Consider the following 25,598-nt stretch of genomic DNA (forward strand, 5'->3'; position numbering starts at 1 on the left):
GATGCCCATGAGTCTGTATGCCCCTCCCCAGGACCTCCAAACCGAGGTTTTCAGTCGCATGCCCGAGAAATTCTGGCGCGATGGCGATTCGGATTGGGTAAGAGCCAACAAACCCGGCCAGGTCGTAAGTTCCTTCCTTGAAGGCCCGTCATTCGACAAGGCCGGAAATCTCTATGTGACGGACATTCCCTATGGGCGGATTTTCCGAATCTCTCCTGCTGGTGAATGGGAGTTGGTAGTCGAGTACGATGGCTGGCCAAACGGGCTAAAAATCCATGCCGATGGCCGTATCTTTGTCGCGGACTATAAGCGCGGCATCCTGAAGCTCGATCCTGTCACCAAGACCATTGAGCCTTTCCTCACCCATCGCCGTAGCGAGGGTTTCAAAGGGGTCAACGACCTGTTCTTCGATCAGGCGGGGTGCCTCTATTTCACTGACCAGGGTCAATCAGGCATGCACGATCCGTCCGGTCGGGTATTCCGATACGACCTGCAGGCGCAGCGGCTGGACTGCCTCATTGATAACGGCCCGAGTCCTAATGGCCTGGTGATGGATCTGAAAGAGCAAGCACTGCTCGTAGCCATGACCCGTGGAAATGCCGTGTGGCGACTACCTATTCAGAAAGACGGCTCTACCTCGAGGGTGGGTATTTTCACCGCCATGGCGGGAGGGGTCAGTGGCGCAGACGGTATGGCTCTGGACGATGAAGGCAATTTGTACGTCTGCGATGCCGGTAACGGCTGCGTCTGGGTATTCGATGCTCATGCCGTGCCGCTGTACCGGATTCGGGCATGCTCGACCGGCAAGACCGTTACCAACCTGGCTTTCGGAGGAGAAGGCAACCGCACGCTTTTCATCACCGAATCGGCTACTGGCCACATTCTGAAAGTGACCCTGCGTCACGCAGGGAAAAAACTCTTCTCTCACGCTTGAGCTGACATAGCCCGGCACGTCTATGCGCGATCGCGTAGGCGTGCGCTCGTCCAGAGGATGAGCACACGAAAGTCTTCACTATAAAACCGATAAAACGAGGGACTTCATGATCACGATCCTGAGCTACACCATGATCATCTGCTTCATGTACCTGATCATGTCAAAGCGGCTCTCTCCGCTGGTGGCATTGATACTGGTACCTGTTGCATTTGCCTGTGCCGCCGGTTTCGCTGGCGAACTGGGCTCTATGATGTTTGATGGCGTGAAGATGCTCGCTCCCACGGGCATCATGCTGACATTCGCCATCCTGTACTTCTGCATGATGACCGATGCAGGACTGTTCAATCCGCTCATCGAAACCGTGGTTAGAGTGGTCAAGGGTGATCCGCTGAAAATCGTGTTAGGCACAGCTGTTCTGGGTGTCTGCGTTGGCCTGGATGGCGATGGGGCAACCACTTACATCATTACGACAGCCGCTCTTTTGCCACTCTACCGCCGGACAGGGATCCGCCCACAAGTCATGGCGACTGTGCTGCTGCTTACGATCGGTGTGATGAACATACTGCCCTGGGCTGGCCCATTCTCCCGCGCCGCCAGCGCCATGCATGTCGACATCACGGAACTATTCATCGAGATGCTGCCTATCATGCTTGCGGGCCTGGCCTGGGTTCTGATGGCGGCTACCATCCTGGGGCGCCAAGAACGCAAAAGACTCGGGGTGGTACAAATTGATCTGGAGCATCTCATGGCCGAACTGGAGCAATCCAGGCTCACCGGCTGGCGATTCATCTTCAGCGTCGTGCTGACTGTCACGTTAATCACCCTGATGATGCTGAATATCATGCCTCTGCCGACGCTGTTCATGATCGCTTTCGGTCTGGGACTCGTCGTCAACTACCCTACGCTTAAAGCGCAGAAGGAGGTCATCGACAAATATGCAGGAAGCGTCCTTTCGGTAACCTTGCTGATCTTCGCCGCTGGCATATTTGTAGGGGTTATGTCGGGTACCGGGATGATCAAGGCCGTCTCTGCAAGCCTTGTACAGATAATTCCGGAGTCGACTGGCCATTTCATGTCGGTCTTCACCGCATTTATCAGCATGCCATTCACCTACATCCTCACCAATGACGCATTCTACTTCGGTATCCTGCCCATCCTGGCTGAGACCGCTGCGCACTATGGTATCGATGGGAAAGAAATGGCCATCGCCGGATTGATTGGGCAGCCTGTTCACCTGTTGAGCCCGCTGGTTGCATCAACCTACTTGCTATGCGGCCTGCTTGACATTGACTACGGAGATAACCAGCGGGCCTCGATTGGCTGGAGTATCGGTACCTGTCTGGTCATGTTCATTGCGGCGGTAGCTTTTGGTTCGATCACTGTTTTAGCCTGATCCGCGGGTAGATGGTGATTTCTGTCAGGATATCCAGGCGGTACAGGGTTCTTTCCGCATGACACCACGTCCGTGAGCCTCAGCCGCGAAACCTCAGGGTTGTCGACGGCGCCTGGCCGTAGCGCTTTTTATACTCCTGGGCGAACCGGCCCAAATGGGCAAAGCCCCACTTGAAAGCGATGTCGGTGACTGAAACATCCTGGCTTTGGTTGAGCAATTCCTCGTGGGCATGTTCCAGTCGCAGGTTGCGCAGATAAGCCATCGGCGTGGTGCCGCTGAAATCCCGAAACCCGGCAAACAAGGTGCGCACACTGACTCCGGCATGATCGGCCAGTTGCTCGATGCTCAACGGCTCGTGGGCATTGACGCGCATGTACTCTTCAGTACGTTTCACAAAGTACGGCAACGGTGCCTTGGGCTTGCTGGCGCTGTCGATCTGTTCCTTGAGATTGTTCGGTTGTCCGTAAACCAAGGCATTGATCAGCATCGACTCGAATTGCTTGAGCGCCAGCGCGTGGTGCAGCGGATGCTCATCGGCGGTGATGGCATCGACCAGCAGTGTGATCAGATGCAGAAAGTAGCTGCCGCCCGAGGTGTTCAGGTCGAGCATTGGCTGAAATTCCACAGGGCGGTCCAGCGAATGTCCCAGATGCTGCGCACAGTGATACTCGACTTCACTGCGCTCGATGCGCAGCGCCAGTTGCGGCGAGTCGGCATCCCAGCGCATCGACACCGGCAGGTTCGGCGAGATCAGCGATGCATGGCGGGCATCGGAGGTGAAGTCATGCCGACCGCAAATGATCTGTGCGCTGCCGCTGAGCGGCACCTGAATCAGAAAGAAGTCCTCCAGGCGACCAGGATCAATCTGCACCCGTGCACCGTATTCCAGGCGGTTCAATGACAGCCGGCCACGGCTGACATGGTGCATGCGCGCGCTGATCCGCTCACCTTTATCCGTGCAGCGCAGCTCGTGGTTTTTAAACACGCTGCTGACGCCGTCACGAATGGCGTTCAAGTCGTCAAGCATGAACAACTGGTTACGGGCGGTGAACAGCGGCGACAGTTCAAAGCGACTGCCGCTACGCTCGGCATTGAGATTCTGATTCATAGTCACCTCACTTGCGTGCACGGTTTCAAGGCATTGCGCACCGCAGCGTTACCGAGGTTTTGCAGCATCTGGACAGTCGCTGCAGTTTCTGGATAAGCGGATGGCATGTCTGTTTCTTTTTGCGCCCTCGACGGGGCTTATGCCGTGATACAGCAATAAATACGCCACATTTCCTGGTGTTGGTTCGCTGCTGACTGTCAGCGTTTTTGCGGCCGGTTGATAAAAGCCACGGCCTGAATTTACTGCATGTCACGGACAGGCTTTGCACTCAGCGGATAGTCGGCGCTTTGTCAGTTACTCAATATCGTCTCCAACGTTCCTGCGCTTTTGGAGAGTCGATATGAAAGGTCAGTATGTCAGCGTGCCAGCCGCCAACGGCGGCCAATTCCAGGCTTACCTGGCAACCTCCGTTGACGGGCGCGGCCCGGGTGTAGTGCTGTGCCAGGAAATCTTCGGCGTCAACCTGGCCATGCGCGAAGTGGCGGACTTGCTCGCCGAAGAGGGCTACAGCGTTCTGGTGCCTGATCTTTACTGGCGCCAGCAGCCGGGCGTCCAGTTGGGTTACACCGAAGCGGACTTCGGCCGTGCATATGAGCTTTATCAAGGCTTCGACGAGGCGTTGGGGGTCGAAGATATCCGCGCCAGCCTCAAGGCGTTGGCTGAGCTGCCGCAATGTGCGCCCGGCGCGTTGGGTGTGGTCGGCTACTGTCTGGGCGGCAAGCTGGCCTATCTGGCGGCCTGTCGTCTACCAGAGGTGGCCTGCGCCGTCGGCTATTACGGCGTGGGTATCGAGAACGCCCTGGCTGAAATCGAAGGGCTACAAGGGCGTCTGGTGCTGCACATGGCCGAGCGCGATCAGTTCTGTCCGGCCGAGGCGCGCACCGCAATCCAGCAGGCTTTGCTGAGCAAGCCGGGTGTCGAAATCTATGTCTATCCTGGTGTTGATCACGCCTTCGCCAGACCCCGCGGCGATCATTATCACAAGCCATCGGCGCTGTTGGCGCATGACCGCACGATTGCAGCACTGCGTCGCGTGCTTGGCCCGGATTACAACCTTTCCGACTTGTGGGAAGAGCACATTCGGCATGAGTTCGAGACTCGCGATGTGCCAGCGACCATGGCGACCATGGTGGACGAGCCTTACGTCAATCACATCCCGACCATGACCGGTGGCGTGGGTGCCAAGCAACTGAGCCGTTTCTACCAGCATCATTTTGTACACGGCAACCCCAAGGATATGGCCCTGACGCCCTTGTCGCGCACCGTAGGTGCGTCGCAGATCGTCGACGAATTCATCATGACGTTCACCCATGACAGTGAGATCGACTGGATGCTGCCCGGTGTTGCTCCGACCGGGCGTTACGTCGAGATCCCGATGCTGGGCGTCGTCAAATTCCGCGGCCCCAAGCTGTATCACGAACACATCTATTGGGATCAGGCCAGCGTGCTGGTGCAAATCGGTCTATTGGACCCAAAAGGCCTGCCGGTCGCAGGTGCTGTCACCGCACACAAATTGCTCGATGAATCGCTGCCTTCCAATACCTTGATGCCGAGCTGGGCGTCCAGCGCAGAGCTGTCTGCGGAGGGGCAATAACCATGACTCGGATAACAGACAAAGTCGCAGTGATCAGTGGTGGTGCGACGTTGATTGGCACCGCAGTGGCGCAGGCCTTGATTGATGCCGGGGCGCGTGTGGCGCTGTTTGATATTGATCATCAGGCAGGCATCAAGGCAGCCGCCGAGCTGGGTGAAAACGCGGCTTTCTTCGCTGTGGATGTAACCGATGACGCGCTGCTGGCTGATGCTGTCGAAGCCGTTCGTGGGCGTTTTGGTGGCATTGATCTGCTGATCAACCTGGCCTGTACCTACAGCGATCAGGGCTTTGCTTCCAGTCGCCAGGACTGGTTGCAAGCGCTGGATGTGAACCTGGTGTCGGCGGTGGCCTTGACTCAGGCGGTGCATCAAGACCTCAAGGCGCGCAAGGGTGCGGTCGTCAACTTCACCTCGATTTCCAGCAAATGCGCGCAGACCGGGCGCTGGCTGTATCCGGTGTCCAAGGCAGCCATGTTGCAGTTGACTCGCTGCATGGCCATGGACCTGGCCGCCGACGGCATCCGGGTCAATTCGGTATCACCGGGCTGGACCTGGTCGCGTGTGATCGCCGAGGCCAGTGGCGGCAATCGCCAGAAAGCCGATGCGGTAGCCGCCGACTATCACTTGCTGGGCCGCCTGGGGGATCCAGCCGAAGTCGCCAACGTAGTGGCCTTTCTCTGTTCGCCTGCCGCGAGCTTTGTCACCGGAGCCGATTACGCAGTCGATGGAGGCTACTCGGTGATGGGCCCTGAGCAGAACCGGCCAGCGATTCCGCGCCTGGCCGAATAACTTATGGCACCTCTGAACACCCGTTCGGAAGGTGCCGAATGCTGCAGTTGTAACCGTCGATAACCAGGAGATGACAATGCGTAGAATCGCTATCGTTGGCGCCGGCCAGGCTGGCCTGCAACTCGCTCTGGGCCTGCTTGCCCAGGGCTATCATGTGACCCTGACCACCAATCGCACGGGTGAGGACATTCGCAATGGCAAAGTAATGTCCAGCCAATGCATGTTCAACGCCGCGCTGCAAAGCGAGCGTGATCTGGGCCTGAATTTCTGGGAAGACCAGTGCCCGGCTGTCGAGGGCATCGGCCTGACCGTGACTGACCCGCAAAGCCCCGGTGAAGCCTTGTTCGGCTGGAGCACGCGGCTGGATCGTTACGCTCAATCCGTTGACCAGCGCCTGAAAATGCCGGTGTGGCTTGAAGAAGTCGCCAAACGTGGCGGCGAAGTAGTGTTTCAGGATGTGGGCATCGCTGAACTGGAACAACTCTCCAGCAGCCACGACCTTGTGTTGCTGGCAGCAGGCAAGGGCGAAATCGTCAACCAGTTCGAGAAAGACCTTGAGCGCACTCAGTTCCAGCAGCCGCAACGTGCGCTGGCACTGACTTACGTCAAAGGCATGCAGCCGATGACACCGTTTTCCCGGGTCAGCTTCAACCTGATTCCAGGTGTTGGCGAATACTTCGTGTTCCCGTGCCTGACAACCACTGGCCCGTGCGAAATCATGGTCTTTGAAGGTGTGCCGGGTGGTCCGATGGACTGCTGGCAAGGCATTCAGTCGCCTGAGCAGCATCTGGAAAAAAGCCTGGAACTGATCAAGCGTTATGCTCCCTGGGAAGCCGAACGCTGTGGGTCGGTGCAACTGACTGACGACAAGGGTTTCCTGTCGGGTCGCTTCACGCCGATGGTGCGCAAGCCGGTGCTGACCTTGCCCTCCGGTAACAAAGTGTTTGGCATGGCCGATGCGCTGGTGGTCAATGATCCGATCACGGGGCAGGGCTCAAACAACGCGGCCAAGTGCAGCAAGGTGTATCTGGACGCCATTCTCGGCCGTGGCGCGCAAGCCTTCAGCCCGGACTGGATGCAGGACACTTTCGAGACCTACTGGAGCTATGCGCAACACGTGGTCAAGTGGACCAACAGCTTGCTCACTCCGCCACCGCAACACGTTCTGGAGTTGCTCGGCGCTGCCAGTCAATCCAGGCCACTGGCCTCGGCCATCGTCAATGGCTTCGATGACCCGCGCAACTTTGCGCCGTGGTGGTTCGATGCCCAATCGTGCCAGGCCTTCATCCAGGAAAAAAGCCGTCAGGCTGCCTGAATCGCCCACAGAGCGAGGAGTTGATCATGAATGCATTTACCAGCCAGTCCCTGCAGCACGAACTTACTGAAGCCGCGGGCAGCGACCCGCGTGAACTGCGTAACCTGCTCGGTCAGTTTGCTACCGGCGTCACTGTCATCACTACCCGCACTGCAGATGGTCGCAATGTCGGGATGACTGCCAACTCGTTTTCGTCGGTTTCCCTCGATCCGCCACTGGTGTTGTGGAGTATTTCCCGAAACGCACCGAGCCTGCGTGACTACCAGACGTGTGAGCATTTTGCGATCAATGTGCTGGGTGCCGATCAGCATGATATTTCCGGACGTTTTGCTCGTCCCGCACCCGACAAGTTTGCCGGTGTGGCTTTCACCCATGCCGACTGTGGCGTGCCATTGCTCGACGGGGTAATTGCCACGCTGGTGTGCCGCAATGTCACGCAATACGAAGGCGGCGATCACCTGATCTTTATCGGGAAAGTCGAGCACTATCGGCACGGTGCAGGCGAGCCATTGGTGTTTCATGGTGGTCAATACCGGGTTGCTGCCGAACACCCCGGGCTCAATCGTTGAAACAGTGCGTTGGCTGTTCAAAATAATAGTTGCTGTGAAAGCAGTGCATTTTTACTTGGATACTTTGCATTGAATGCAATCAATGTTTGTCCACGTTCCAGGGTGTAAGTTTTTTGCATTAAATGGATAAGTCGCGCAGTCAGTGGATCGCTGTGTGCTGCGCGAGTTGTCATGCTCCGACAGGCCGAACAATAAAAATAAACCAGCACAGGATTCAAGTTATCTGCCGAGTCTATCAGGGGGGTATTGGTTGTCGCAGAGTGTCTGTCATCACAGTATTCAATGTGCCTCGTGTACTGGATGTTGTGATGCAGGTCGTGCGGTTTATTGATACGCCGGCATTAGTCTTGATTCGAGGAGGGGAACATGATGAAAAGAACAACAACATGGTTGTCGATGTGGGCACTGGGCAGCGGCTTGTTAAGCGTGAGCACGGCGCAGGCTTACGACTTGCCGGTGGTGAATCTTGGCTTGACCAGCTTTCTTGACGGTGGCGTACCGGCGGGTTCCGGTTGGTACTTTCAAGAGTACTTCCAGAACTACAGCGCCAATCGTCTGCGCGATGAGAACGGCAAGGCACTGGGGCTGCCCAAACAGACCCTGGACTATCAGGTGGCCGTGACCCAGATTACTTATCTGTCGGATGTGCGTGTGGGCAATGCGAGCCTGGGCATGAATGCCTTGTTGCCCTTCGTGACGCGCATGGACGTGGATGATGGTCTGAATAACGCGGCACTCAAGGCGCAGAGCGGCTTGGGCGATCTGCTGTTGGGGCCGATGATTCAGTTCGACCCGATCATGGGCCCGGATGGGCCGCGCTTTGTACACCGTATCGAGTTGCAGGTGAATTTGCCGACCGGAGAATACGACAGCAAGCATGACATCAACCCCGGCAACAATGCCTGGTCGTTTGATCCGTACTGGGCCGCGACTTACTGGTTTACACCGAAGTGGACAGCCTCGCTGCGAGCACATTATCTGTACAACGGCAAAAATGACGATCCGGGTCCGGGGTTTGCCGGGGCTGACGATATTCAGGCCGGACAGGCATTGCATGCCAACTTCGCGACAGAATACGCCGTCACTCCGCAATTGCGTCTGGGTATGAACGGTTATTGGTTGAAGCAAATCACCGACACTAAAGTTGACGGTCATGATGTATCCGGGCGTCGTGAGAAAGTGTGGGCGATCGGGCCAGGTGCCATGTACAGTTTTTCCAAGGATGACCATGTTTTTGTGAACGCCTACTTTGAGCAGGATGTAGAAAACAGGCCGGATGGCAGTCGGATACAGATACGTTATGTTCATCACTTTTAGAACCGGGTTAGTCTTTTAGCTCCTTGGCTTTAATAACTTTGGTCTTGAGCTTGCCCGCGAAGACAGTGTGAACATCATTCACGCTGCCTTTCGTGGGCAGGCTTTTTTTGTCAGGGGAATATGTATTATGTCTGCCACCTCTACACACTCTACTGTTGCGCCGCTGATATGCCGTACCGATCTTCGTGGCCTTATAACGTTTGGCAGCGATGCTTTTGTTTCCTTGAGCGGATATTCCGCGACAGAGTTATTGTGTCAGCCTTGCGTGCTGTTGAAACACCCGGACATGCCGGCGCAGATATTCGACAGCCTGTGGTCGACCCTGAAGCAAGGCAAACCCTGGATGGGGCTGTTGAAGAATCGCCGCAAGGACGGTTCGGCCTACTGGCTGAGTGCCTATGTCAAACCCATCTTTGGTAACGAGGGTATTCAGGCCTATGGCGCTGTGTACAGCACGCCGACGGATGTGCAGCGTCTGCGTGCGGAAAAACTCTACACCGGTCTTAAAGGCAGCTCTTCGTCGCTCGGTGCAGGACAACGGGTCGCAGCGCTGTTGAGTAGCACGCTGCCTGCATTGCCTGTGGGGCTGCTGGCCGGTGCCGGTGCCTGGCAACTGGATGGTTTCGCTGCGCAGACCGGTTTGATCGTCGCCGCAGTGGCGGCGATGGGCGTTATACAGCAGTGGCGTCAGGCTCGGGCGTTCCAGCGTGTACTGACAGCTCATCACAAGTCCTTCGCGGATCCACTATTGGCCAGGGTCTTCAGCGGCGAATCAGGCACTGCCGGACTGCTGGATCTGGCGCTTCTGGCCGAACAGAGTCGATTGCAAAGTGCCTTGTCGCGGATCGGCAGTACCGGCAGCGTGGTAGAGCAGCGCATCAATGAGCTGGGGCAACTGATCCAGGCGGAAACCCATCGTCTGGAGCGCCAGCGCGACGAGACGGATCTGTCGGTGACGGCGCTGGCCGAGCTGGGCGCGACCATTCAGGAAGTTAGCGGCAATGTGCAGGAAACCAATCTGGCCACTCAGGAAGCGTTGCGCCTGGCCAGCCACGGTGAACAGCTGTCGGAGAAAAGTCTCGGCGCGATGCAGCAATTGAGTTCGTCTGTTGATCACATCGCGCTGGCGGTTGAGCAATTGGCTCACTCGACGGAATCGATTGGCAATATCACCGAGATCATCAGCGCGATTGCCGGGCAGACCAACCTGCTGGCATTGAACGCGGCCATTGAAGCGGCACGGGCAGGCGAAGCGGGGCGCGGTTTCAGTGTGGTGGCTGATGAAGTGCGGCATCTGGCAACACGCACGCAAGAGGCGACCCGGCAGATCCAGCCATTACTGCTGCAATTGCGTACCGCCACCGAGCGTACAGTGCAGTTGACCGATGAAGGCCGAGAGTTCGCCCGCCACAGCACCCGTGAAGTCGAGTCGGTGCAAGGTAATCTCGCCGGGGTCAATGCTTCCCTGGGGCAGATATCCGGGATGAGTGAGCAAATCGCATCTGCCATGCAGCAACAGTCACAGGTCGTGGAAAGCCTTTCGCAGCAAGTGCTACAGGTTGCACAGCTATCGACACAAAGCGTCGACAAGGCTCTGGATGGGCAGCGCATCAGCAGCGATATCCAGGACCAGGCCGTTGCATTGAGGCATTTGGCGGAGCGCTTTGATCGCTGAGATGTTTGTTATTGAAAGGAGATAGCGGCTCAAACCGCTACCTCCTTGTTGATGTGCCAGAGGTTGTTACTGGCGGGAGTTACTCTCGATGAACTTCTCGTAATACATCTGGAAGTTATCGATCTGTTGTTCTGTGAACCAGGTGCGGACTGCTTCGACCATGGGCGGCGGGCCGCACAGGTAGATGTCGAAGGGGGCGCTCTGCAAGGCCTGGCGATCAAAGTGATCGGGAATCCAGCCGGTCTTGCCTTGCCATTCCGGAGACGGTCTGGACACCACCAACTGGTAATCAAAACCCTTGATGCGGTCCCGGTACTCCGCCAGACGCGGCAGCTCACACAAGTCGTTGTCCTGAGTGACGCCGTAGAACAGTTGAATGGGCTGCTCACAACCGCCTTGTTCAGCGATCGTGTCCAGCATTCCGAGAAACGCCGACAAGCCGGTGCCGCCTGCAATCAGCACCAGCGGGCGTGTGATCTGGCGCATGTAGAAGCTGCCCAGTGGCGCTTCAAGTTCGATGCCTTGCCCCGGTGCGCAGCGCTGGCGGATGAAGTTGCTCATGATCCCGTCAGGCAGCAGGCGAATCAGAAACTGCAATTGATTGGCCGGGTTGGGCCGGTTGGCGAACGAGTAAGAGCGCCATTCATCCGTGCCCGGCACGTGCAGGCGTGCGTACTGGCCGGGCAGGAAGTCCAGCTGTCGCGGGTGCGACCCTGCATCAATGTGCAGAATCGCCGTGGTTGCCGAGACCTGTTCGACCTGAGTCACCGTAGCCTGCAGCAATTGCGTGCCGCCGGCATTGCACAGGCTTGAGTCGAAGTCGAAATAGAATGACGCATCCGACTGCACGCGGGTCTGGCAGGAGAGCATCTTGCGTTGGGCCAGATCGTGCTCGCTGAGCGCCTCGTCATCGACATAATCCTGAGTGTACTGGCCGGATTCGCAGCGCCCCTGGCAGGTCCCGCAGACGCCTTCGCGGCAGTCCAGCGGGATATTCACCCCGTTGCGCAGAGCGGCATCGAGCAACAGTTCGTTGGGCTTGATCTCAAAAAACGAGGTCTTGCCGTCGGCGAAGCTGAAAGCAACTTTATGATTCATGACAGCCTGCTCCGCAACTCAGAGGTGGTAGAAATCAAGCACTGAGTTGATGGTGTCGTTGAGCAACACAATATGTTTCCGGGTGATCTTCCAGCTGTCGGCGGTGGCTTTGAGGTGGTATGTCACGTGACCGTAAAACTGCTCGGACAACCCTTGTCGGGTGTACAGCGTGACCCAGGCCGCCTTGACCTGGAGCTGGCCGTCAGGCAACTCATTGATCCGCACATTGCTGATCTGGTGCAGGGTTCTAGGCATTGGCGTCGATGCGGCGGACTTGCCGGTGCGAAGGCGAAAGACCCGGTCTTCGAGCCCCGAACGATTGGAGTAATAGATCAGCGACATGCCGCGTTTAGGGTCGGTGGTGTAGACATGCTCCGACTCCCATTGCGGCAGATGGAATTCACTCTGCTCATCAAACAGAGCGATGTAGGCATCCCAATCCTGCTGGTCACACAGCTCGGCCTTGCGATACAGAAACTGTTCTACAGCGTGTTGCAGTGCGCTCATGTCACACCTCCTTCAACTTCAGGGCTTTTTGTTCCAGGCCTTGCAAGAGGAAGCGCTGCCAGGATCCGTGTTGATTGATGTACAGGCCTTCATGGGTGAACTCGGTGCCGGTCAGCACCGGCTTGATACCCAGTGCCTCGCTGTTCGGCGTTGGGCCTTCGACCCATTTTCCGCTGCCGCGAGAGACTTCGTTCCAGCGTTCCAGACGTGCCTGGAAACCCCGCTGGGCTTCACGGAATTCCACCAGGTCATCGGGCGTGCCCATGCCGGACACGTTGAAGAAGTCTTCGAACTGGCGAATGCGGTTTTCCCGGTCAGCATCGGATTCACCCTTGACGCCGATGCACTGGCTGACGATTTCAGTCTTGTTCCAGGCCACTGGCCGCACGATGCGCAACTGTGAGCTGATCTGATCCATGAAGAACAGGCTGGGGTAGATATTCAGGTTGCGCAGCCGATGCATCATCCATTCGGCTTGCTGCTGGCCGTACTCTTGCACCAGGCGCGGCATGACCGTGGCATAACCGGCGCGCACGGTCGGGTTGGGCATGTCGCTGAACAGCAGGCTGTGGCCGTTCTTGAACGAGAACCAGCCGTCGTCGGTTTCAGCATCGCCTGCGCCCAGCTTGCTGTAGTCCAGTGTGCTGGAGCCGCCGCCATTGCCTGCGTTGACTTGCTGACGATGCTGTACGGTGGACACGTAGTTGTAATGCACGGTACTGACGTGATAACCGTCCAGCCCATTTTCGTGTTGCAGTTTCCAGTTGCCGTCGTAGCTGTAAGTCGATTTGCCCGGCAGGATTTCCAGTTCGCCGGTGGGCGACTGCGCGACCATCATGTCGAAGAAGATTCTGGCGTCGCCCAAATAGTCTTCCAGGCTGTTGCTGGCATTCACGTCAAGGCTGATGAACACAAAACCTTTGTAGCTCTCGATCCGGGCTTTTTTAAGACCGCGGGTGGCTTTGTCAAAATCTTCCGGGTATTCCCCCGGTGCCTTGACTTTGACCAGGCGCCCGTCGCTTTTGTAGCACCAGGCGTGGAACGGACAGGTGAATGTCGACTGATTGCCCTTGCTGACCCGTGTCAGGGTTGCACCCCGGTGCTGGCAGGCATTGATCAGTGCGTGCAACTGATTGTTCGTGTCGCGGGTAATGATCATCGGCTGACGACCCGCACGCAGGGTCAGGAAATCATTTGGCTTGGCGATTTCACTTTCATGGCAGGCGTAGATCCAGTTCTTCTCGAAGATCAGTTCCATCTCCAGGTCGAACAGTTCCGGCTCGGTAAACATGTCTCGTGCCACACGATAAATGCCTTCTGCCGGCCGAAAATCCAGACACCCCTGAATATAGTCCTGCCATTGCGCAATGCTCTTTGTGCTGTTCATCAGGTAGACCCTTTTCTAGTGTTAGGCTCATACCGATTGAAAGCATTTCCGGAACATTCATCTATCCGGATTCGTGGTGATCTCTGTCCACTTTTTTACAGGCCCGAGCGCGTTCTGTCGGCCGATTTCTTTTATGCGTTTTTCTGCTCATTTCTGCACGATGCGGATAGTTGCCGGGTGCTGCGCTCATTAGGCTGAAAGCTAATCGGCAAGTCGTGTGGTGTTGTGATGAACCTGCAAACTCATGTACGGAGCGAAGACCCGTTTCAAGGCATTCATGCGGCGTGCAATGACGCGCAGAGTGCCCAGGCGTGGATGGCCAATATTTGCGGACCGCACGGGCTCAAGGTGTCTGCACCGCAACGTTTGAACTTCCAGCATGCGGGCAATGTGCTGAAGTCCATGTCCACAGTGATTGGCTGTATCGAATACGGCACTGATGTGACCATTGATATCGATGCGTCGGCGCTGTGCAGTTACAGCATCAGCCTGCCACTCAACGGTCAGCAGGCGTTGCGCCGTCCGGAAGGCTTGTTGCTCTCTGACAGCCTGACCGGTCTGATCGTGTCGCCACATGCTCAGCAAGAGCTGTCTATCGCCGGTGACTGTCGCAAGATCCAGGTCGCAATCAAATGTGCAGCCATGCGTCAGGTGCTGGAGGAAATGCTGCAGCGCTCGGTCGATGCACCGGTTGTGTTTGACGCACAGATCAGCACTCACGATGGCAGCACAGCCGCCTGGTGGCGCTGGGTAAAGCATCTGCTGGCGGAAATGGAGCAGTCCCGGGACTTTTTCGCGCACCTGTCCATGGTGCGCGATATCGAGCGGGCCTTGATAAAAGGCCTGTTGTTGTCACAGCCCAATAATTATTCGTGCGAATTGCTGAGTCTGTCTCAAGCGCGCTGTCCTGAATATCTGTCCAGGGCCAAACAGTTCATCCATCAACACGCCGACGAAGGCATCACGCTGGAAGATATTGAGCACGCGGCGGGTATATCGCGCTTCAAGTTGTCATCGGACTTCAAGAAGCATTTCGGCATTTCACCGCTGTGCTACTTGAAGCGTTATCGACTTGAAGCCGTCAGACGGGCGCTGTTGGAGGAGGGCTGTAACCAGAATATTTCTGCCGTTGCCATGCGCTGGGGATTCAATCATCTGGGGCGCTTCTCATCGGACTATAAAAAGTTGTTCCTGGAAATGCCGTCGACCACCGTTGAGCGTCGACGGCTGTATTGATTGAGTTCAGGAATCAAGTTTTATCGCTCGTTAAAGAGGGCGATAGCAGCCTCAGAACACTAATAACTTTAAAGGTATCAAGATGCTGTTTTCTGCGATTGAGACAATCGAGACGATTATTGTCGATCTGCCGACTATTCGGCCGCACAAGCTGGCCATGCACACGATGCAGAACCAGACGCTGGTGGTGATCCGCGTGCGCAGCGCCGATGGTATTGAGGGCATCGGTGAGGCCACCACTATTGGCGGCCTGGCCTACGGCAACGAAAGTCCTGAGAGCATCAAGACCAATATCGATCGCTACTTCACACCACTGCTGATCGGGCAGGACAGTGCCAACGTCAATGCGGCCATGCAGCGCCTGGAGAGCTGCATACGCGGCAACACGTTTGCCAAGTCCGGGGTTGAAAGTGCATTGCTTGATATACAAGGCAAGCGCCTGGGCTTACCGGTCAGCGAGCTGCTTGGCGGGCGAGTACGTGATGCATTGCCAGTGGCCTGGACCCTGGCCAGCGGTGACACCGACAAGGACATCGCCGAAGCGCAGAAAATGCTCGACCTCAGGCGCCATCGCATTTTCAAACTGAAAATCGGTGCGGGGGAGGTCAACCGTGACCTGGCCCATGTCATCGCGATCAAAACTGCGCTGGGCGACCGCGCCAGCGTGCGGGTCGATGTCAATCAGGCCTGGGATGAGGCCGTCGCCTTGCGTGCCTGTCGGGTATTGGGCAGTCACGGCATTGACCTGATCGAACAGCCCATTTCGCGTAATAACCGTGCGGGTATGGCGCGTCTTAACGGGATCAGTCCGGTGCCGATCATGGCCGATGAGTCCATCGAGTGCGTGGAGGACGCTTTCAATCTGGCGCGTGAGGGCGCGGCTTCAGTCTTTGCCCTGAAGATCGCCAAAAACGGTGGCCCGCGCGCCGTGTTGCGCACTGCGGCTATTGCCGAAGCCGCAGGTGTCGGCCTGTATGGCGGCACCATGCTTGAAGGCGGTATCGGCACAGTGGCTTCGGCGCATGCCTTCCTGACCCTGCAGGCGCTGGCTTGGGACACTGAACTGTTCGGCCCGCTGTTATTGACCGAAGACATCCTCACCGAGCCGCCGGTGTATCGCGACTTTCAGTTGCATATTCCTCGAACACCTGGCCTCGGTCTGAGCCTGGACGAACAGCGTCTGGCTTTTTTCCGTCGCGACAAGACTTCCATTTCCGTTCAACAAGCCTGAGGTGAGCAGCATGCTGTTCCACGTAAAAATGACGGTGAAGTTACCGGTCGACATGGACCCGGAACGTGCCGCACAACTCAAGAGTGACGAAAAGGCCATGGCCATGCGCCTGCAACAGCAAGGCAAATGGCGCCATCTCTGGCGGATCGCCGGGCTGTATGCCAACTACAGCGTCTTTGATGTGGACAGTGCGCAGGAACTTCACGATCTGCTCACGCAATTACCGTTGTACCCGTACATGGCGATCGAAGTTGACGCCCTGTGCCGACATCCTTCTTCCATCCATGAAGATGATCGCTGATCTGTGATCGGCCAAGTGCAGCACGTTAATAACCAAGTGCAGCACGCTAATAACTACAAGATGAGGATTAATCATGAGCGTCAGAATCTCCCGGACTGCAGGCGTTAAACAGTTTCTAGAAGAGGTCAGCGGGCAACTCAATGACAATGGCAACCCGCGTATCAAAACCCTGATTCACCGGATCTTGCGTGACTCGGTCAGCATCATCGAAGACCTGGAAGTCACCCCTGAAGAGTTCTGGAAGGCAGTCAACTATCTCAATGTGCTGGGTGCGCGCCAGGAAGCAGGCTTGCTGGTGGCTGGCCTTGGGCTGGAACATTATCTGGACCTGTTGATGGACGCCGCCGATGAGCAGGCTGGCAAGACCGGCGGCACGCCACGCACCATCGAAGGGCCGCTGTATGTGGCAGGCGCTCCGTTGAGCCAGGGCGAGGCCCGGCTGGACGACGGGCTTGATCCGGGCGTGCCGCTGTTCATGCGCGGGCAGGTCAGGAATACACGGGGCGAACCCGTTGTCGGGGCCGTGGTGGATGTCTGGCACGCCAATACGGGTGGCGGTTACTCGTACTTCGATGTCAGTCAGTCGGAGTTCAACCTGCGTCGTCGCATCGTCACCGATGCTGAAGGGCGTTACCGCTTTCGCAGCATCGTACCGTCCGGCTACGGCTGCCCGCCCGATGGCCCGACGCAACAGTTGCTCGACCAACTGGGCCGTCACGGCCAACGCCCGGCGCATGTGCATTTCTTCGTTTCCGCCGCCGAGCATCGACACCTCACCACCCAGATCAATCTGGACGGCGACCAATACCTGCATGACGATTTTGCCTACGCCACACGTGACGAGTTGATCGCTGAAATTACCTTTAGCGACGAGCCAGCACGCGCCAAGGCACTGGGTATTGAGGGGCGTTTTGCTGAAATCGAATTCGACTTCACCTTGCAACCTGCGGTTGTTGTAGAAGATGAACAGCGTGGCGAGCGGTTGCGTGTGTTGGAGGATTGAGGGGGTGTGATTGAGCTAACAAGGCCTGCTTTAGAGCAGGCCTTGTTGGTTGTGAACGTCTTCGTGATTAAACACGCAAATGCTCTATGACCGCGCGCAGTTCAGGGGAGACTGTGCCGCGGCCTGGATAGTACAGATAGTCCGCAGCGAGTGGTGTCGACCAGTCTTGCAGCACCTCGATGAGGGTTTGATTCTCGATCTGTTCTGCCACCGCCTCCCTGAGAATGTAGGTCAGGCCCAGACCTTGCTGTGCGGCGCACACGCCGACCTGAAGATCATCCACGATGAGCGATGGCTCGAAGTCTATGAGCAAATCCTGGTCGCCGTGCAGAAAACGCCATCGATGCAGGGACCTGGACGTCACGAAGCGATACCCGATGCAGCGATGATCGCGAAGGTCGGCTGGCGTATTTGGAGCCGGATGGCGATCGAGGTACGCAGGGGAACCGACAACGGCGGTTTGATGTTCGCCGCTGATCCGGACAGCCACCATGTCGTTCGCAAGCATTTCGCCCTTGCGAATCCCCGCGTGGCATCCGGCGGCGACAATGTCGACCAGGCCATCGTCGATGACGAGTTCAACCTTTACGTCGGGATGATGTTCCTGCAGGGCGGCGAGCCTGGGCAAAACGAAGAGAACGGCAGCGGTGCGATGGACGTTGATCTTTACCGTCCCTGCGATGCGCCCCTTCCGGTCGTCCAGGTCCCGCAGCCCACGGCCTATCTCGCTGAACGCGGTCTCGAGACTGGCTGCCAGATCCGCTCCGGCATGTGTTGGCGTCATGCTGCGCGTAGTGCGCAGCAGCAAGGGTGTTCCAAGCTTCGCCTCAAGACGACGCATAGCGTGGCTGAGCCCCGATGGGGAGACATTCAGTTTCGCGGCTGCTTTTCGGAATCCGCCTTCTTGGACGACGGTAAGAAAGGCCATCAGGTCGGGGAGGTCTTCACGCTTCATTGATGAATCCGGCTCAGTTACGTGTGCCAAAACTAACGGCTTCTCGCACAATGATCCCATGCCTATCATCCCGGCTCAACAACACAGCGGGCGAGAACGGTATGAAAAGATGGATGATTGCAGCGGGCTCAACATCCCTGGATGGAATGGTCATGCAGGAAGTTCCCAGGCCTGAACCCGGTGCGGGAGAGGTGTTGGTGAAGGTCGATTCGGTCTCGCTCAACGCCCGTGACCTGCTGCTCCTGCATGGAACCTTCGGGGTTTCACCTCGTGACTTCGTGCCTGTCTCGGATGGAGCCGGCGAGATTGTCGCCGTTGGCGCCGGTGTGGACGAATGGGTTGTTGGTGACAAGGTGACCGGTATTCTCTATCGCGCCTGGATTGACGGGCCGCCCACGCAGGGGCAGGGTTGGGGCCTTGGTTCTCCGGACGAAGACGGCATGCTCGCTGAATACGTCGTGTTGCGGGCTGAGCGAGTAGCCGCAGCCCCCAAGACGCTGACACTGGAGGAGGCGGCCTGCATACCTTGTGCTGCTTTGACCGCCTGGACGGCCCTGAACGGTGACCGACCGTACCGGAACCCGGTTCGCAAGGGTGACAAGGTACTCGCCACCGGTACAGGCACAGTCGCACTTTTCTCAGTTCTTTTCGCCAAGGCCGTGGGTGCCACCGTCGTTGTGACGACCAGCCGCGACAGCAAGTCGTCCCGAATCCGGGCGCTCGGTGCCAGCGACGTCATTAACTACAAAACCCACTCGAACTGGGGTGAAGTCGCGTTCGAGCGTTTTGAGGGTTTTCAGCGTGTCGTGAACGCGGGAGGAGCGGGGGAACTGGACCAATCCATCGCAGCCCTCGCACCAAGTGGCGAGATCGCATTGATGGGGCTGTACACTTTCGCCTCGACTCCGCCCGACCTGGTCACTCTGATGATGAAGGCTGCATCTATTCGTGGCCTATCGGTCGGAAGCGCCATGGCACATAAAGACATGGTGGACTTCATCGACACGCACGGGATCAAGCCACCGATTGCCAAGGTATTCGCAATGTCGGATGCCCCCGCAGCGTATGAGTCAGCCGCGTCCGGGGAGCCATTCGGGAAGGTCGTCATCAGAGTGGCCGAATGAGGTAAGAACCCAAGACGTTGACGATAGGACAGGCGGCGAACTTGCTGGACATTCATCGCCTGATTGGAGGATGGGTTTCTTAGCGCGGTATTTGATGGTGGGCACCCCTTGGGAGTTTAAGGGGCGATGGTGTTGGGGCTGGTTTTGGGTGTTTTACAGACTGTCTGGATCCCCAAAAAACATCTGAATCCGCGACCTCAACCACCTTTCCCCCGGATCATTATCCTGCGCCCCGCGCCAGGCCATGTGCAGTTCAAAAGTCTGAGTCTCAAGAGGCAGGTTCTCTGCTCGAACCCCGCCAGCGGCCGTCAGCACCTGTGCGGCATAGTCCGGGACGGTGGCGATGATGTCGGTGCCTGTCAGGAGGGTGGCCAGGCCGTTGAACTGCGGGACGGCCAGGACGACGTGGCGTTTGCGGTTTATTGCTTCCAGGTATTCATCGATAAAGCCGCTCAGGTCGCCTGCGAATGACACCAGGGCGTGAGGGCGTGAACAGAAGTCGTCCAGGGAGAGGGCGCCGGGAATCGAGTCGGCGCGCAGCAGTTGCGGCTTGCTTCTGCGCAATACCTTGCGTTTGGCGTTGGCGGGCAGGTCCTGGGTGTAGCTGACGCCCACGGAAATTTCGCCCGAGGCCAGCAGGGCTGGCATCAGGATGTAGTTGACGCGCCTGACCACCAGCACGATGCCGGGTGCTTCGGAGCGCAGGCGTTTGAGCAGCGTCGGCAGCAGGGCGAATTCCACGTCGTCGGACAGGCCGATACGGAAGACGTTGGTGCTGGTCGCCGGGTCGAACTCCGATGCCCGGCTGACCGCAGTGGAGATCGAGTCCAGCGCGGGGGAAAGGAGGGCGAAGATTTCAGTGGCGCGGGCAGTTGGCTCCATGCTGCGGCCGGTACGCACGAACAGCGGATCATCGAACAGCCCGCGCAGGCGTGAGAGGGCCGCACTGATTGCCGGTTGCCCCAGGAACAGTTTTTCGGCCGCGCGAGTAACGCTTCGTTCATGCATCAGGGTTTCAAAAACGATGAGCAGATTGAGGTCAACGCGACGCAGATCATTGCGATTCATGCGGAATATCTCGGGCCATTTGTCGATTTGATGCTTTGAGAGGTTGCGATAGTACGAGCAAACGCCGATGACGCGCATCGAAAATTCGTTGTCATGGCTTAAATGTCCACACTGGTTGCAATGTTTCGTCGACATGCCAACAATGGCCGCCCATGAGTGCATGGGGATTCAGGGATTGTCAGGCGTTGCCGCCCGGCCCATGAGGCACAATCGATGACAGGCATGTCGACTATTAATAGCCACTGATAGTGTTGTCGGCAGAGCCCGGATAGAGTTCACGGCATCAAGGTATACAAGGCGAGGTTCTAAATGTCCCGCACGATCCGTTTTCACCAGTTTGGCCCGGCCGAGGTGCTCAAGGTCGAAGAGCATCCCGACACGTTGCCCGCACCCGGCGAGGTGCAGGTGCGTGTCCAGGCAATCGGTGTCAGTTGGTATGACGTTCTCTGGCGGCAAAATCTTGCTTCCACCCAGGCGCGTCTGCCTGCCGGTCTTGGCTATGAGATGGCCGGTGTCGTAACCGCTCTGGGTGATGGCGTCAGTGATCTGGCCGTAGGCGACAAGGTCGCCAGTTTTCCGGCTGCCGATGCCAACAAGCATCCAGTCTATGGCGAATCCATCGTATTGCCACGCTCGGCATTGACCCGTTATCCCGACGTGCTGAGCCCTGTCGAGGCCAGCGTGCATTACACGCCGATGCTGATTGCCTACTTCGCGTATGTCGATCTGGCGCGGATCAAGGCGGGGCAAACCGTGCTTGTCACCGATGCCAGTCACTGTGCCGGCCCGTGCTTTGTCCAGCTTGGCAAGGCGCTGGGTGTTCGTGTCATCGCGGTGACCAAGACTGACGATGCGCGTGATTACCTGTTGGCTCAAGGTGCTGACAAGGTGGTGGTCACCGAGGAGCAGGACTTGCTGATGGCTATCAACAAGTACACCGACAATCGCGGTGTGGATGCGGTGTTCGATGGCCTGGGCGGCCCACAGATGTCGATCATGGGCGATGTGCTGGCTCCGCGTGGAAGCCTGGTGCTATATGGCCTGCAAGGTGGTAACCAGACGCCGTTCCCGGCCTGTGCAGCGTTTCAGAAGAACATCCAGTTCTTCGTACACTGCCTCGGCAATTTCACCGGCAAGCCTGAGCTGGGAATTGTTCCTGACACCGAGGCACTGCAACGTGCCCTGCGCGAGATCAATCAGTTGACGGCTGATCGGGTACTGGTGCCGCTCCAGACTCGCAACTTTCCGTTCGAGCAAGTGGTTCAGGCTCATCGCTACATGGATACTTGCCCGATTGGTGGACGTGCCGTGCTGGAAATCGCTCAGGCATAGTTTTTCACCCGTCTATCAAGTTCTGCACGAAGCCTTCCTTTTCAGGAGGGCTTTTTTATATCTGCAAGTTTGTGCGCTTCGGTGGGCAGGGCTGCTTTCACGAAGGCAGAATTAGTTGTTTAAATTTTTTCCGTTTTACAGATGAGCGGTTGTTTGTCGTCGTGAATTTAAAAATCCTCATAATGAGTAGTCATGTTTAATTTTTCTGTCGGATGTCGCTTTCATTGAACAGCGTTTCCTACGGGCAAAAAAGCATTTTTTGTCGGCTGCTTCAGGTGGTCTGGTGTGGAATCCATTTCTAGAGCGTTTGCCTTGTCGGGGGCGGCGCACAATGCTGGCAAGACAGGGTCTGGGCTGTGACGTTTTGCGTTGAACGCAATGTTTATTTATGGCGCTTGTTTAAACCGAGTGTATTGCTTTTGGTGTCGATCTGTACCTTGTAATTGTTTTAGGGATACCGATAATAGTTTGGTAATTCTTACTCAGGGAATGAGTCATGATTGATTATAAACTCGCGTATAAGCCTGATATTAAATGCCGCCCTTACATCATGTTTTTTCTTGATAAAGGCGTGGGTGAAAAAGTATGAGCTCCATTCACGAACAAGCAATGAATTATGTCTACCAGCAAGTGTTGCAGCGTTTGCTGGGTTACTTCACGAGGGCTGAGCGTACGGCTTTGCAACTGTTGATTCAGCGGCTGATCGTGGCGGCGGGCGGTATCGAGCGTATTTCCAGTTTCAAGGTGCTGATCGCTTTTGGAGGTGGCAAGGACAGCGCTTACACACTGGCGTTCCTGAGAGCGGCACAGTTAAGCATTGCAGGTCGATCCCCTGGCACTTTCAACCTGCGGGTGGCCAACATGCGCCATGTAGGGCTTACGCAGGCAGTGATGGATAACATTCACCGCACCTACTCGGCGTTGTTTCTGTATGACGATCCGCGTGTGGAAATGCTCGTGGTCGACAATCAATATACTCAGGTGTTCGAGCCGGACCTGCCGTTTTCCAGTGCCGGGCGCGAGCAGAACCGCTCGGACATGTTGCTGGCCGGCCATCTGACGGCAGGCGATGCACGCACGACCTTCTGCAATCGTTGCTACCTGGGGCTTGCCGAGTTTCTGGGGCGGGCTTCGAGCTGGGGGAGCGGTGTGGATGCTGTCGTCAATGGCGACTCCCGCAAGGAGCAGAAACACTACGTTACCTGGGCAATGCGTCTTGCCCAGCGCACGGGGCAGGGCAAGGCTAACTGGAGTGGCCAGAACCTCAATGGCATCCTCAGATCAATCGATACTATCGGGCAGGCTTATTTCCATGAGCTTTATGGCGAAGGGGATGAGCCTGCCAAGTCGCCTCGAGCCACCGTTTATCCCAATCAGTCGATTGTTCCGGCATTCATCAGCATTTGCGATCTGGTCAACTGCAAGGTTGAGGAGCACTGGAACCTGCTGACCGAGTTCCTGGGGTTTCGCTTCGATGACCTGGCGTTTGCCTTCAGCGAGTCGGACTGTGCCAATCCACTATTGATGGCCCATATACGAGGCCTCAAGGCGCAATACCTGCAAGGACGCAGCTATGCCGACGGAATTGCCGAGTACCTGACTCTGGCGCGCATAATGATGCGCCGCAAGCAAATGCCGTCACGGCTGGTCAAGCAGGCCATGGATGCCTATGAAGGGCCCGAGGGCATCGAAGCGCGTCATGAACTGGCCGCCAGTTACGCTCAGGAAGGATTTGGTCTGAGTGAGGCGCAACTGGTCTGCATGATTTTCTCGCCCTTCGTAGATCGTGGGCGTGGGCTTGAAGCGTTCCTGCGCGGTTGTCACCCGGGCATGCTGGTGGCATTACCGGATCTTCATAAAGTGCTCTCGGGCCTGACGGCACCTGAGCAGGTCGTGCAATGGCTTGTCGATATCAGCGGCTTGAGCCTGAAGGGGTTACAGAGCCTGTACTGCAAGGTGCGGGTGGACTTCGACAGTGAAAGCTCCATCATCGCCCGGTTTCGCGCCTCCGACCCGGACAAATGCCGGATCGTGACAGTTGACCCTGAGACCGGCGGTGTTATGGCTGAAGTGCTCTCCGGACGTTAAGCCCTCTTGTCTGGCGAATGGCTGTTGCCGTGGATCATGTCGCTATCGCCTGGAAAATCTTTTGGCCACGCGCCGGATTGCCTCCCATGAAAAACAAAACGGATTTCGCCTATCAGGCGGTTTACCGCTATCTCGTTCGCCTGATTGACGAGGTGCAAACCGATTCCACGACCAGGATGCCGTCCTTGCGCCAGTTGTCCCGGCGTCTGCGTGTATCGATCTCGACCGTACAAAGCGCCTATTCGTTGCTGGAGAAGGAAGGGCGTGTGTGCTCCATGCCCAAGTCCGGCTATTACGCCTTGCCCAGCGCAAGCAGCGACGAAACGCCAGAGCCGGTATTCGAGAATGACAACCTGCTGGAAGCGTTTTACCGGCATATCCGTCGCCCCGGTGTATGGGTGCTGGGTAATGATGAACCCACACTGCTGCAATCGATGGAAAGCCCATTGCTGGCCATGGAGCGTGAACTGCTCAGGTATTACCCGCGCCCACTGAGTTCCGGGTTTCAGCCTTTTGGGGATATCGAACTGCGTACGGCCCTGGCGGCTCGCTATACCCAGGATGCCCAGCGCTGCTGGCACCCGGAAAATGTCTACATCGGGCCGGATATGCCGGGCATGCTGGCGGCGGTTGTCGAGGTCTTGAACCTGCGTGGCGCAACCGTACTGGTTGAGTCGCCTTGCACCTGGACGTTGTTGCGCTTGTTACAGTCCTTCGACATCCGGGTCATCGAGGTGCCGCTGGACGAGGCGGGCGCTATCAATCTGGCAGTGCTGGATCAAGTGCTGCTGACAGAGAACATTGGCCTGGCGCTGTTACCATCGCTGCTTAATCCGGTTCAATGCAGCACATTGCCTGCTGCCAATCTTCAGGCCGTCGCTCAACTGCTCAATCGGTATCGGGTCTGGGTGCTGGAAAACGACAGCCACGGCGAACTGGTTTTTGTGCCGAAGCAAGCCCGCCTGCGGGATTTGATCGATCCGCAGCGTCTGTTGATCCTCGGCAGCTTCGACAAGGTTCTGGGGCCCGAAGCTCCTTATGGCTACCTGCTGTGCAAACACTTCGACGTCCAGTGGCAGCAGTATTTCCTGCTGCGCGCCTTCGAGTTGCCGCCGATTCGTCAGAAGGCGGTTGCCAGGCTCTGTAGCAGCGGGCGGCTGGATGCTCATCTGGTTGAACTCAGAGAGTTGCTGGCGCAACGCATGCAGATGATGGTGCAGTTGCTGGACCGGGATCTGGGGCAACTGCTGCGTTATGAATTGCCTGAAGGCGGCTGCGGAATATGGGTGCAAAGTGTGTATCGCGTGGACATGCGCCAGGTTTTCGAGAGCCTTTTGCAGCAGCGCATTATCGTTACCCCCGGCGAGTTGTTCAGTCTGCAAGGCCTGCACCGCCAACACCTGCGCATCGGTTACGCCATTGACTGGACCCAGAACATCGCCCGGTTGCTGAGCGCACTGGCCGAGGCCTTGAAGCAGGCGCGGCAGCATTGAGGTGCAGGAGACGCCCGGTAGGAGCGCACTTGCCCGCGACAGGGCCGCTGATCCATTTGTATTTGCCAGAGCCGGGAAAAGG

The 25,598-nt window shown here is 57.2% G+C and carries 22 protein-coding genes; 16 read left to right on the forward strand and 6 right to left on the reverse strand.

Features of this window, described 5'->3' with window-relative positions; all coding sequences use genetic code 11:
• Positions 1-7 precede the first annotated feature (7 nt).
• Both Q6A51_RS02685 and Q6A51_RS02690 read left to right on the forward strand, forming a co-directional pair.
• Positions 8-934, forward strand: a complete 927-nt coding sequence (locus Q6A51_RS02685; protein WP_304574058.1) for an SMP-30/gluconolactonase/LRE family protein — start codon at positions 8-10, stop codon at positions 932-934.
• 106 nt (positions 935-1,040) lie between these two features.
• Positions 1,041-2,327 carry a CitMHS family transporter gene (locus tag Q6A51_RS02690; RefSeq protein ID WP_304574059.1) on the forward strand — a complete coding sequence of 429 codons (1,287 nt, stop codon included), beginning with the start codon at positions 1,041-1,043 and terminating at the stop codon, positions 2,325-2,327.
• 79 nt (positions 2,328-2,406) lie between these two features.
• Here Q6A51_RS02690 and Q6A51_RS02695 read toward each other — a convergent pair whose 3' ends face one another.
• Positions 2,407-3,435, reverse strand: coding sequence for an AraC family transcriptional regulator (locus tag Q6A51_RS02695; RefSeq protein WP_304574060.1), 1,029 nt, complete (start codon positions 3,433-3,435; stop codon positions 2,407-2,409).
• 340 nt (positions 3,436-3,775) lie between these two features.
• Between Q6A51_RS02695 and Q6A51_RS02700 the strand changes: the two genes are divergently transcribed.
• The 6 genes from Q6A51_RS02700 (at position 3,776) to Q6A51_RS02725 (ending at position 10,693) form a co-directional block, all read left to right on the forward strand.
• Positions 3,776-5,029 (forward strand): dienelactone hydrolase family protein, encoded by a 1,254-nt coding sequence (locus Q6A51_RS02700; RefSeq protein WP_304574061.1) that lies wholly within the window; start codon positions 3,776-3,778, stop codon positions 5,027-5,029.
• A 2-nt stretch (positions 5,030-5,031) separates the two neighbouring features.
• A complete protein-coding gene (locus tag Q6A51_RS02705) occupies positions 5,032-5,817 on the forward strand; it encodes an SDR family oxidoreductase (RefSeq protein ID WP_304574062.1) in 786 nt (261 codons plus the stop codon).
• 76 nt (positions 5,818-5,893) lie between these two features.
• Positions 5,894-7,132 (forward strand): styrene monooxygenase/indole monooxygenase family protein, encoded by a 1,239-nt coding sequence (locus tag Q6A51_RS02710; RefSeq protein WP_201002186.1) that lies wholly within the window; start codon positions 5,894-5,896, stop codon positions 7,130-7,132.
• A gap of 26 nt (positions 7,133-7,158) precedes the next feature.
• Positions 7,159-7,701: a flavin reductase family protein gene (locus Q6A51_RS02715; protein ID WP_304574063.1), complete on the forward strand. Its 543-nt coding sequence runs from the start codon at positions 7,159-7,161 to the stop codon at positions 7,699-7,701.
• Positions 7,702-8,097: 396 nt separating this feature from the next.
• Entirely contained in the window at positions 8,098-9,018 is a 921-nt protein-coding gene (locus Q6A51_RS02720) for a SphA family protein (RefSeq protein WP_304574103.1), read from the forward strand.
• A gap of 127 nt (positions 9,019-9,145) precedes the next feature.
• Entirely contained in the window at positions 9,146-10,693 is a 1,548-nt protein-coding gene (locus tag Q6A51_RS02725) for a methyl-accepting chemotaxis protein (RefSeq protein ID WP_304574064.1), read from the forward strand.
• A gap of 66 nt (positions 10,694-10,759) precedes the next feature.
• On the opposite strand, the gene antC is transcribed toward Q6A51_RS02725, so the two are convergent.
• From antC to antA, 3 genes are read right to left on the reverse strand one after another with little or no spacing between them, the layout of a single operon-like run.
• Entirely contained in the window at positions 10,760-11,791 is a 1,032-nt protein-coding gene (gene antC, locus Q6A51_RS02730; RefSeq protein WP_304574065.1) for an anthranilate 1,2-dioxygenase electron transfer component AntC, read from the reverse strand.
• 18 nt (positions 11,792-11,809) lie between these two features.
• Complete coding sequence (gene antB / locus Q6A51_RS02735; protein WP_304574066.1) at positions 11,810-12,298, reverse strand: anthranilate 1,2-dioxygenase small subunit; 489 nt, start codon at positions 12,296-12,298, stop codon at positions 11,810-11,812.
• A gap of 1 nt (position 12,299) precedes the next feature.
• The gene (antA, locus tag Q6A51_RS02740; RefSeq protein ID WP_304574067.1) at positions 12,300-13,685 is read right to left on the reverse strand and encodes an anthranilate 1,2-dioxygenase large subunit; all 1,386 of its coding nucleotides are present in this window, start codon (positions 13,683-13,685) and stop codon (positions 12,300-12,302) included.
• Positions 13,686-13,913: 228 nt separating this feature from the next.
• On the opposite strand from antA, the gene Q6A51_RS02745 reads away from it, so the two are divergent.
• From Q6A51_RS02745 to catA, 4 genes are all read left to right on the forward strand, one after another.
• Positions 13,914-14,921: an AraC family transcriptional regulator gene (locus Q6A51_RS02745; protein WP_201019632.1), complete on the forward strand. Its 1,008-nt coding sequence runs from the start codon at positions 13,914-13,916 to the stop codon at positions 14,919-14,921.
• Positions 14,922-15,003: 82 nt separating this feature from the next.
• On the forward strand, positions 15,004-16,152 hold the full coding sequence (locus Q6A51_RS02750; RefSeq protein ID WP_304574068.1) for a muconate cycloisomerase family protein: 1,149 nt from the start codon (positions 15,004-15,006) through the stop codon (positions 16,150-16,152).
• Positions 16,153-16,162: 10 nt separating this feature from the next.
• A complete protein-coding gene (gene catC / locus Q6A51_RS02755) occupies positions 16,163-16,453 on the forward strand; it encodes a muconolactone Delta-isomerase (RefSeq protein WP_304574069.1) in 291 nt (96 codons plus the stop codon).
• Between the two features lie 73 nt (positions 16,454-16,526).
• The gene (catA, locus tag Q6A51_RS02760; protein ID WP_304574070.1) at positions 16,527-17,456 is read left to right on the forward strand and encodes a catechol 1,2-dioxygenase; all 930 of its coding nucleotides are present in this window, start codon (positions 16,527-16,529) and stop codon (positions 17,454-17,456) included.
• 67 nt (positions 17,457-17,523) lie between these two features.
• Here catA and Q6A51_RS02765 read toward each other — a convergent pair whose 3' ends face one another.
• Entirely contained in the window at positions 17,524-18,411 is an 888-nt protein-coding gene (locus Q6A51_RS02765; protein ID WP_304574071.1) for a LysR family transcriptional regulator, read from the reverse strand.
• 101 nt (positions 18,412-18,512) lie between these two features.
• On the opposite strand from Q6A51_RS02765, the gene Q6A51_RS02770 reads away from it, so the two are divergent.
• Entirely contained in the window at positions 18,513-19,535 is a 1,023-nt protein-coding gene (locus Q6A51_RS02770) for a zinc-dependent alcohol dehydrogenase family protein (protein WP_304574072.1), read from the forward strand.
• Positions 19,536-19,688: 153 nt separating this feature from the next.
• Here the strand turns inward: Q6A51_RS02770 and Q6A51_RS02775 are convergent, their stop codons facing one another.
• Positions 19,689-20,603: a LysR substrate-binding domain-containing protein gene (locus tag Q6A51_RS02775; RefSeq protein WP_236124074.1), complete on the reverse strand. Its 915-nt coding sequence runs from the start codon at positions 20,601-20,603 to the stop codon at positions 19,689-19,691.
• Between the two features lie 309 nt (positions 20,604-20,912).
• Here Q6A51_RS02775 and Q6A51_RS02780 point away from each other — a divergent pair, with 309 nt between their 5' ends.
• From Q6A51_RS02780 to Q6A51_RS02790, 3 genes are all read left to right on the forward strand, one after another.
• Positions 20,913-21,935: a zinc-dependent alcohol dehydrogenase family protein gene (locus Q6A51_RS02780; RefSeq protein WP_201002348.1), complete on the forward strand. Its 1,023-nt coding sequence runs from the start codon at positions 20,913-20,915 to the stop codon at positions 21,933-21,935.
• Positions 21,936-22,520: 585 nt separating this feature from the next.
• Positions 22,521-24,023 carry a hypothetical protein gene (locus tag Q6A51_RS02785; RefSeq protein WP_304574073.1) on the forward strand — a complete coding sequence of 501 codons (1,503 nt, stop codon included), beginning with the start codon at positions 22,521-22,523 and terminating at the stop codon, positions 24,021-24,023.
• 86 nt (positions 24,024-24,109) lie between these two features.
• On the forward strand, positions 24,110-25,516 hold the full coding sequence (locus Q6A51_RS02790; protein ID WP_304574074.1) for an aminotransferase-like domain-containing protein: 1,407 nt from the start codon (positions 24,110-24,112) through the stop codon (positions 25,514-25,516).
• Positions 25,517-25,598 lie beyond the last annotated feature (82 nt).

This window comes from Pseudomonas serbiensis (assembly GCF_030580745.1).
Classification (GTDB): domain Bacteria; phylum Pseudomonadota; class Gammaproteobacteria; order Pseudomonadales; family Pseudomonadaceae; genus Aquipseudomonas; species Aquipseudomonas serbiensis.

Excerpts from the sequence above, each read along its gene's own strand:
- Q6A51_RS02685 (WP_304574058.1), top strand. The coding sequence starts at position 8 with ATGAGTCTGTATGCCCCTCCCCAGGACCTCCAAACCGAGGTTTTCAGT.
- Q6A51_RS02690 (WP_304574059.1), top strand. The coding sequence starts at position 1,041 with ATGATCACGATCCTGAGCTACACCATGATCATCTGCTTCATGTACCTG.
- Q6A51_RS02695 (WP_304574060.1), bottom strand. The coding sequence starts at position 3,435 with ATGAATCAGAATCTCAATGCCGAGCGTAGCGGCAGTCGCTTTGAACTG.
- Q6A51_RS02700 (WP_304574061.1), top strand. The coding sequence starts at position 3,776 with ATGAAAGGTCAGTATGTCAGCGTGCCAGCCGCCAACGGCGGCCAATTC.
- Q6A51_RS02705 (WP_304574062.1), top strand. The coding sequence starts at position 5,032 with ATGACTCGGATAACAGACAAAGTCGCAGTGATCAGTGGTGGTGCGACG.
- Q6A51_RS02710 (WP_201002186.1), top strand. The coding sequence starts at position 5,894 with ATGCGTAGAATCGCTATCGTTGGCGCCGGCCAGGCTGGCCTGCAACTC.
- Q6A51_RS02715 (WP_304574063.1), top strand. The coding sequence starts at position 7,159 with ATGAATGCATTTACCAGCCAGTCCCTGCAGCACGAACTTACTGAAGCC.
- Q6A51_RS02720 (WP_304574103.1), top strand. The coding sequence starts at position 8,098 with ATGTGGGCACTGGGCAGCGGCTTGTTAAGCGTGAGCACGGCGCAGGCT.
- Q6A51_RS02725 (WP_304574064.1), top strand. The coding sequence starts at position 9,146 with ATGTCTGCCACCTCTACACACTCTACTGTTGCGCCGCTGATATGCCGT.
- antC (WP_304574065.1), bottom strand. The coding sequence starts at position 11,791 with ATGAATCATAAAGTTGCTTTCAGCTTCGCCGACGGCAAGACCTCGTTT.
- antB (WP_304574066.1), bottom strand. The coding sequence starts at position 12,298 with ATGAGCGCACTGCAACACGCTGTAGAACAGTTTCTGTATCGCAAGGCC.
- antA (WP_304574067.1), bottom strand. The coding sequence starts at position 13,685 with ATGAACAGCACAAAGAGCATTGCGCAATGGCAGGACTATATTCAGGGG.
- Q6A51_RS02745 (WP_201019632.1), top strand. The coding sequence starts at position 13,914 with ATGAACCTGCAAACTCATGTACGGAGCGAAGACCCGTTTCAAGGCATT.
- Q6A51_RS02750 (WP_304574068.1), top strand. The coding sequence starts at position 15,004 with ATGCTGTTTTCTGCGATTGAGACAATCGAGACGATTATTGTCGATCTG.
- catC (WP_304574069.1), top strand. The coding sequence starts at position 16,163 with ATGCTGTTCCACGTAAAAATGACGGTGAAGTTACCGGTCGACATGGAC.
- catA (WP_304574070.1), top strand. The coding sequence starts at position 16,527 with ATGAGCGTCAGAATCTCCCGGACTGCAGGCGTTAAACAGTTTCTAGAA.
- Q6A51_RS02765 (WP_304574071.1), bottom strand. The coding sequence starts at position 18,411 with ATGAAGCGTGAAGACCTCCCCGACCTGATGGCCTTTCTTACCGTCGTC.
- Q6A51_RS02770 (WP_304574072.1), top strand. The coding sequence starts at position 18,513 with ATGAAAAGATGGATGATTGCAGCGGGCTCAACATCCCTGGATGGAATG.
- Q6A51_RS02775 (WP_236124074.1), bottom strand. The coding sequence starts at position 20,603 with ATGAATCGCAATGATCTGCGTCGCGTTGACCTCAATCTGCTCATCGTT.
- Q6A51_RS02780 (WP_201002348.1), top strand. The coding sequence starts at position 20,913 with ATGTCCCGCACGATCCGTTTTCACCAGTTTGGCCCGGCCGAGGTGCTC.
- Q6A51_RS02785 (WP_304574073.1), top strand. The coding sequence starts at position 22,521 with ATGAGCTCCATTCACGAACAAGCAATGAATTATGTCTACCAGCAAGTG.
- Q6A51_RS02790 (WP_304574074.1), top strand. The coding sequence starts at position 24,110 with ATGAAAAACAAAACGGATTTCGCCTATCAGGCGGTTTACCGCTATCTC.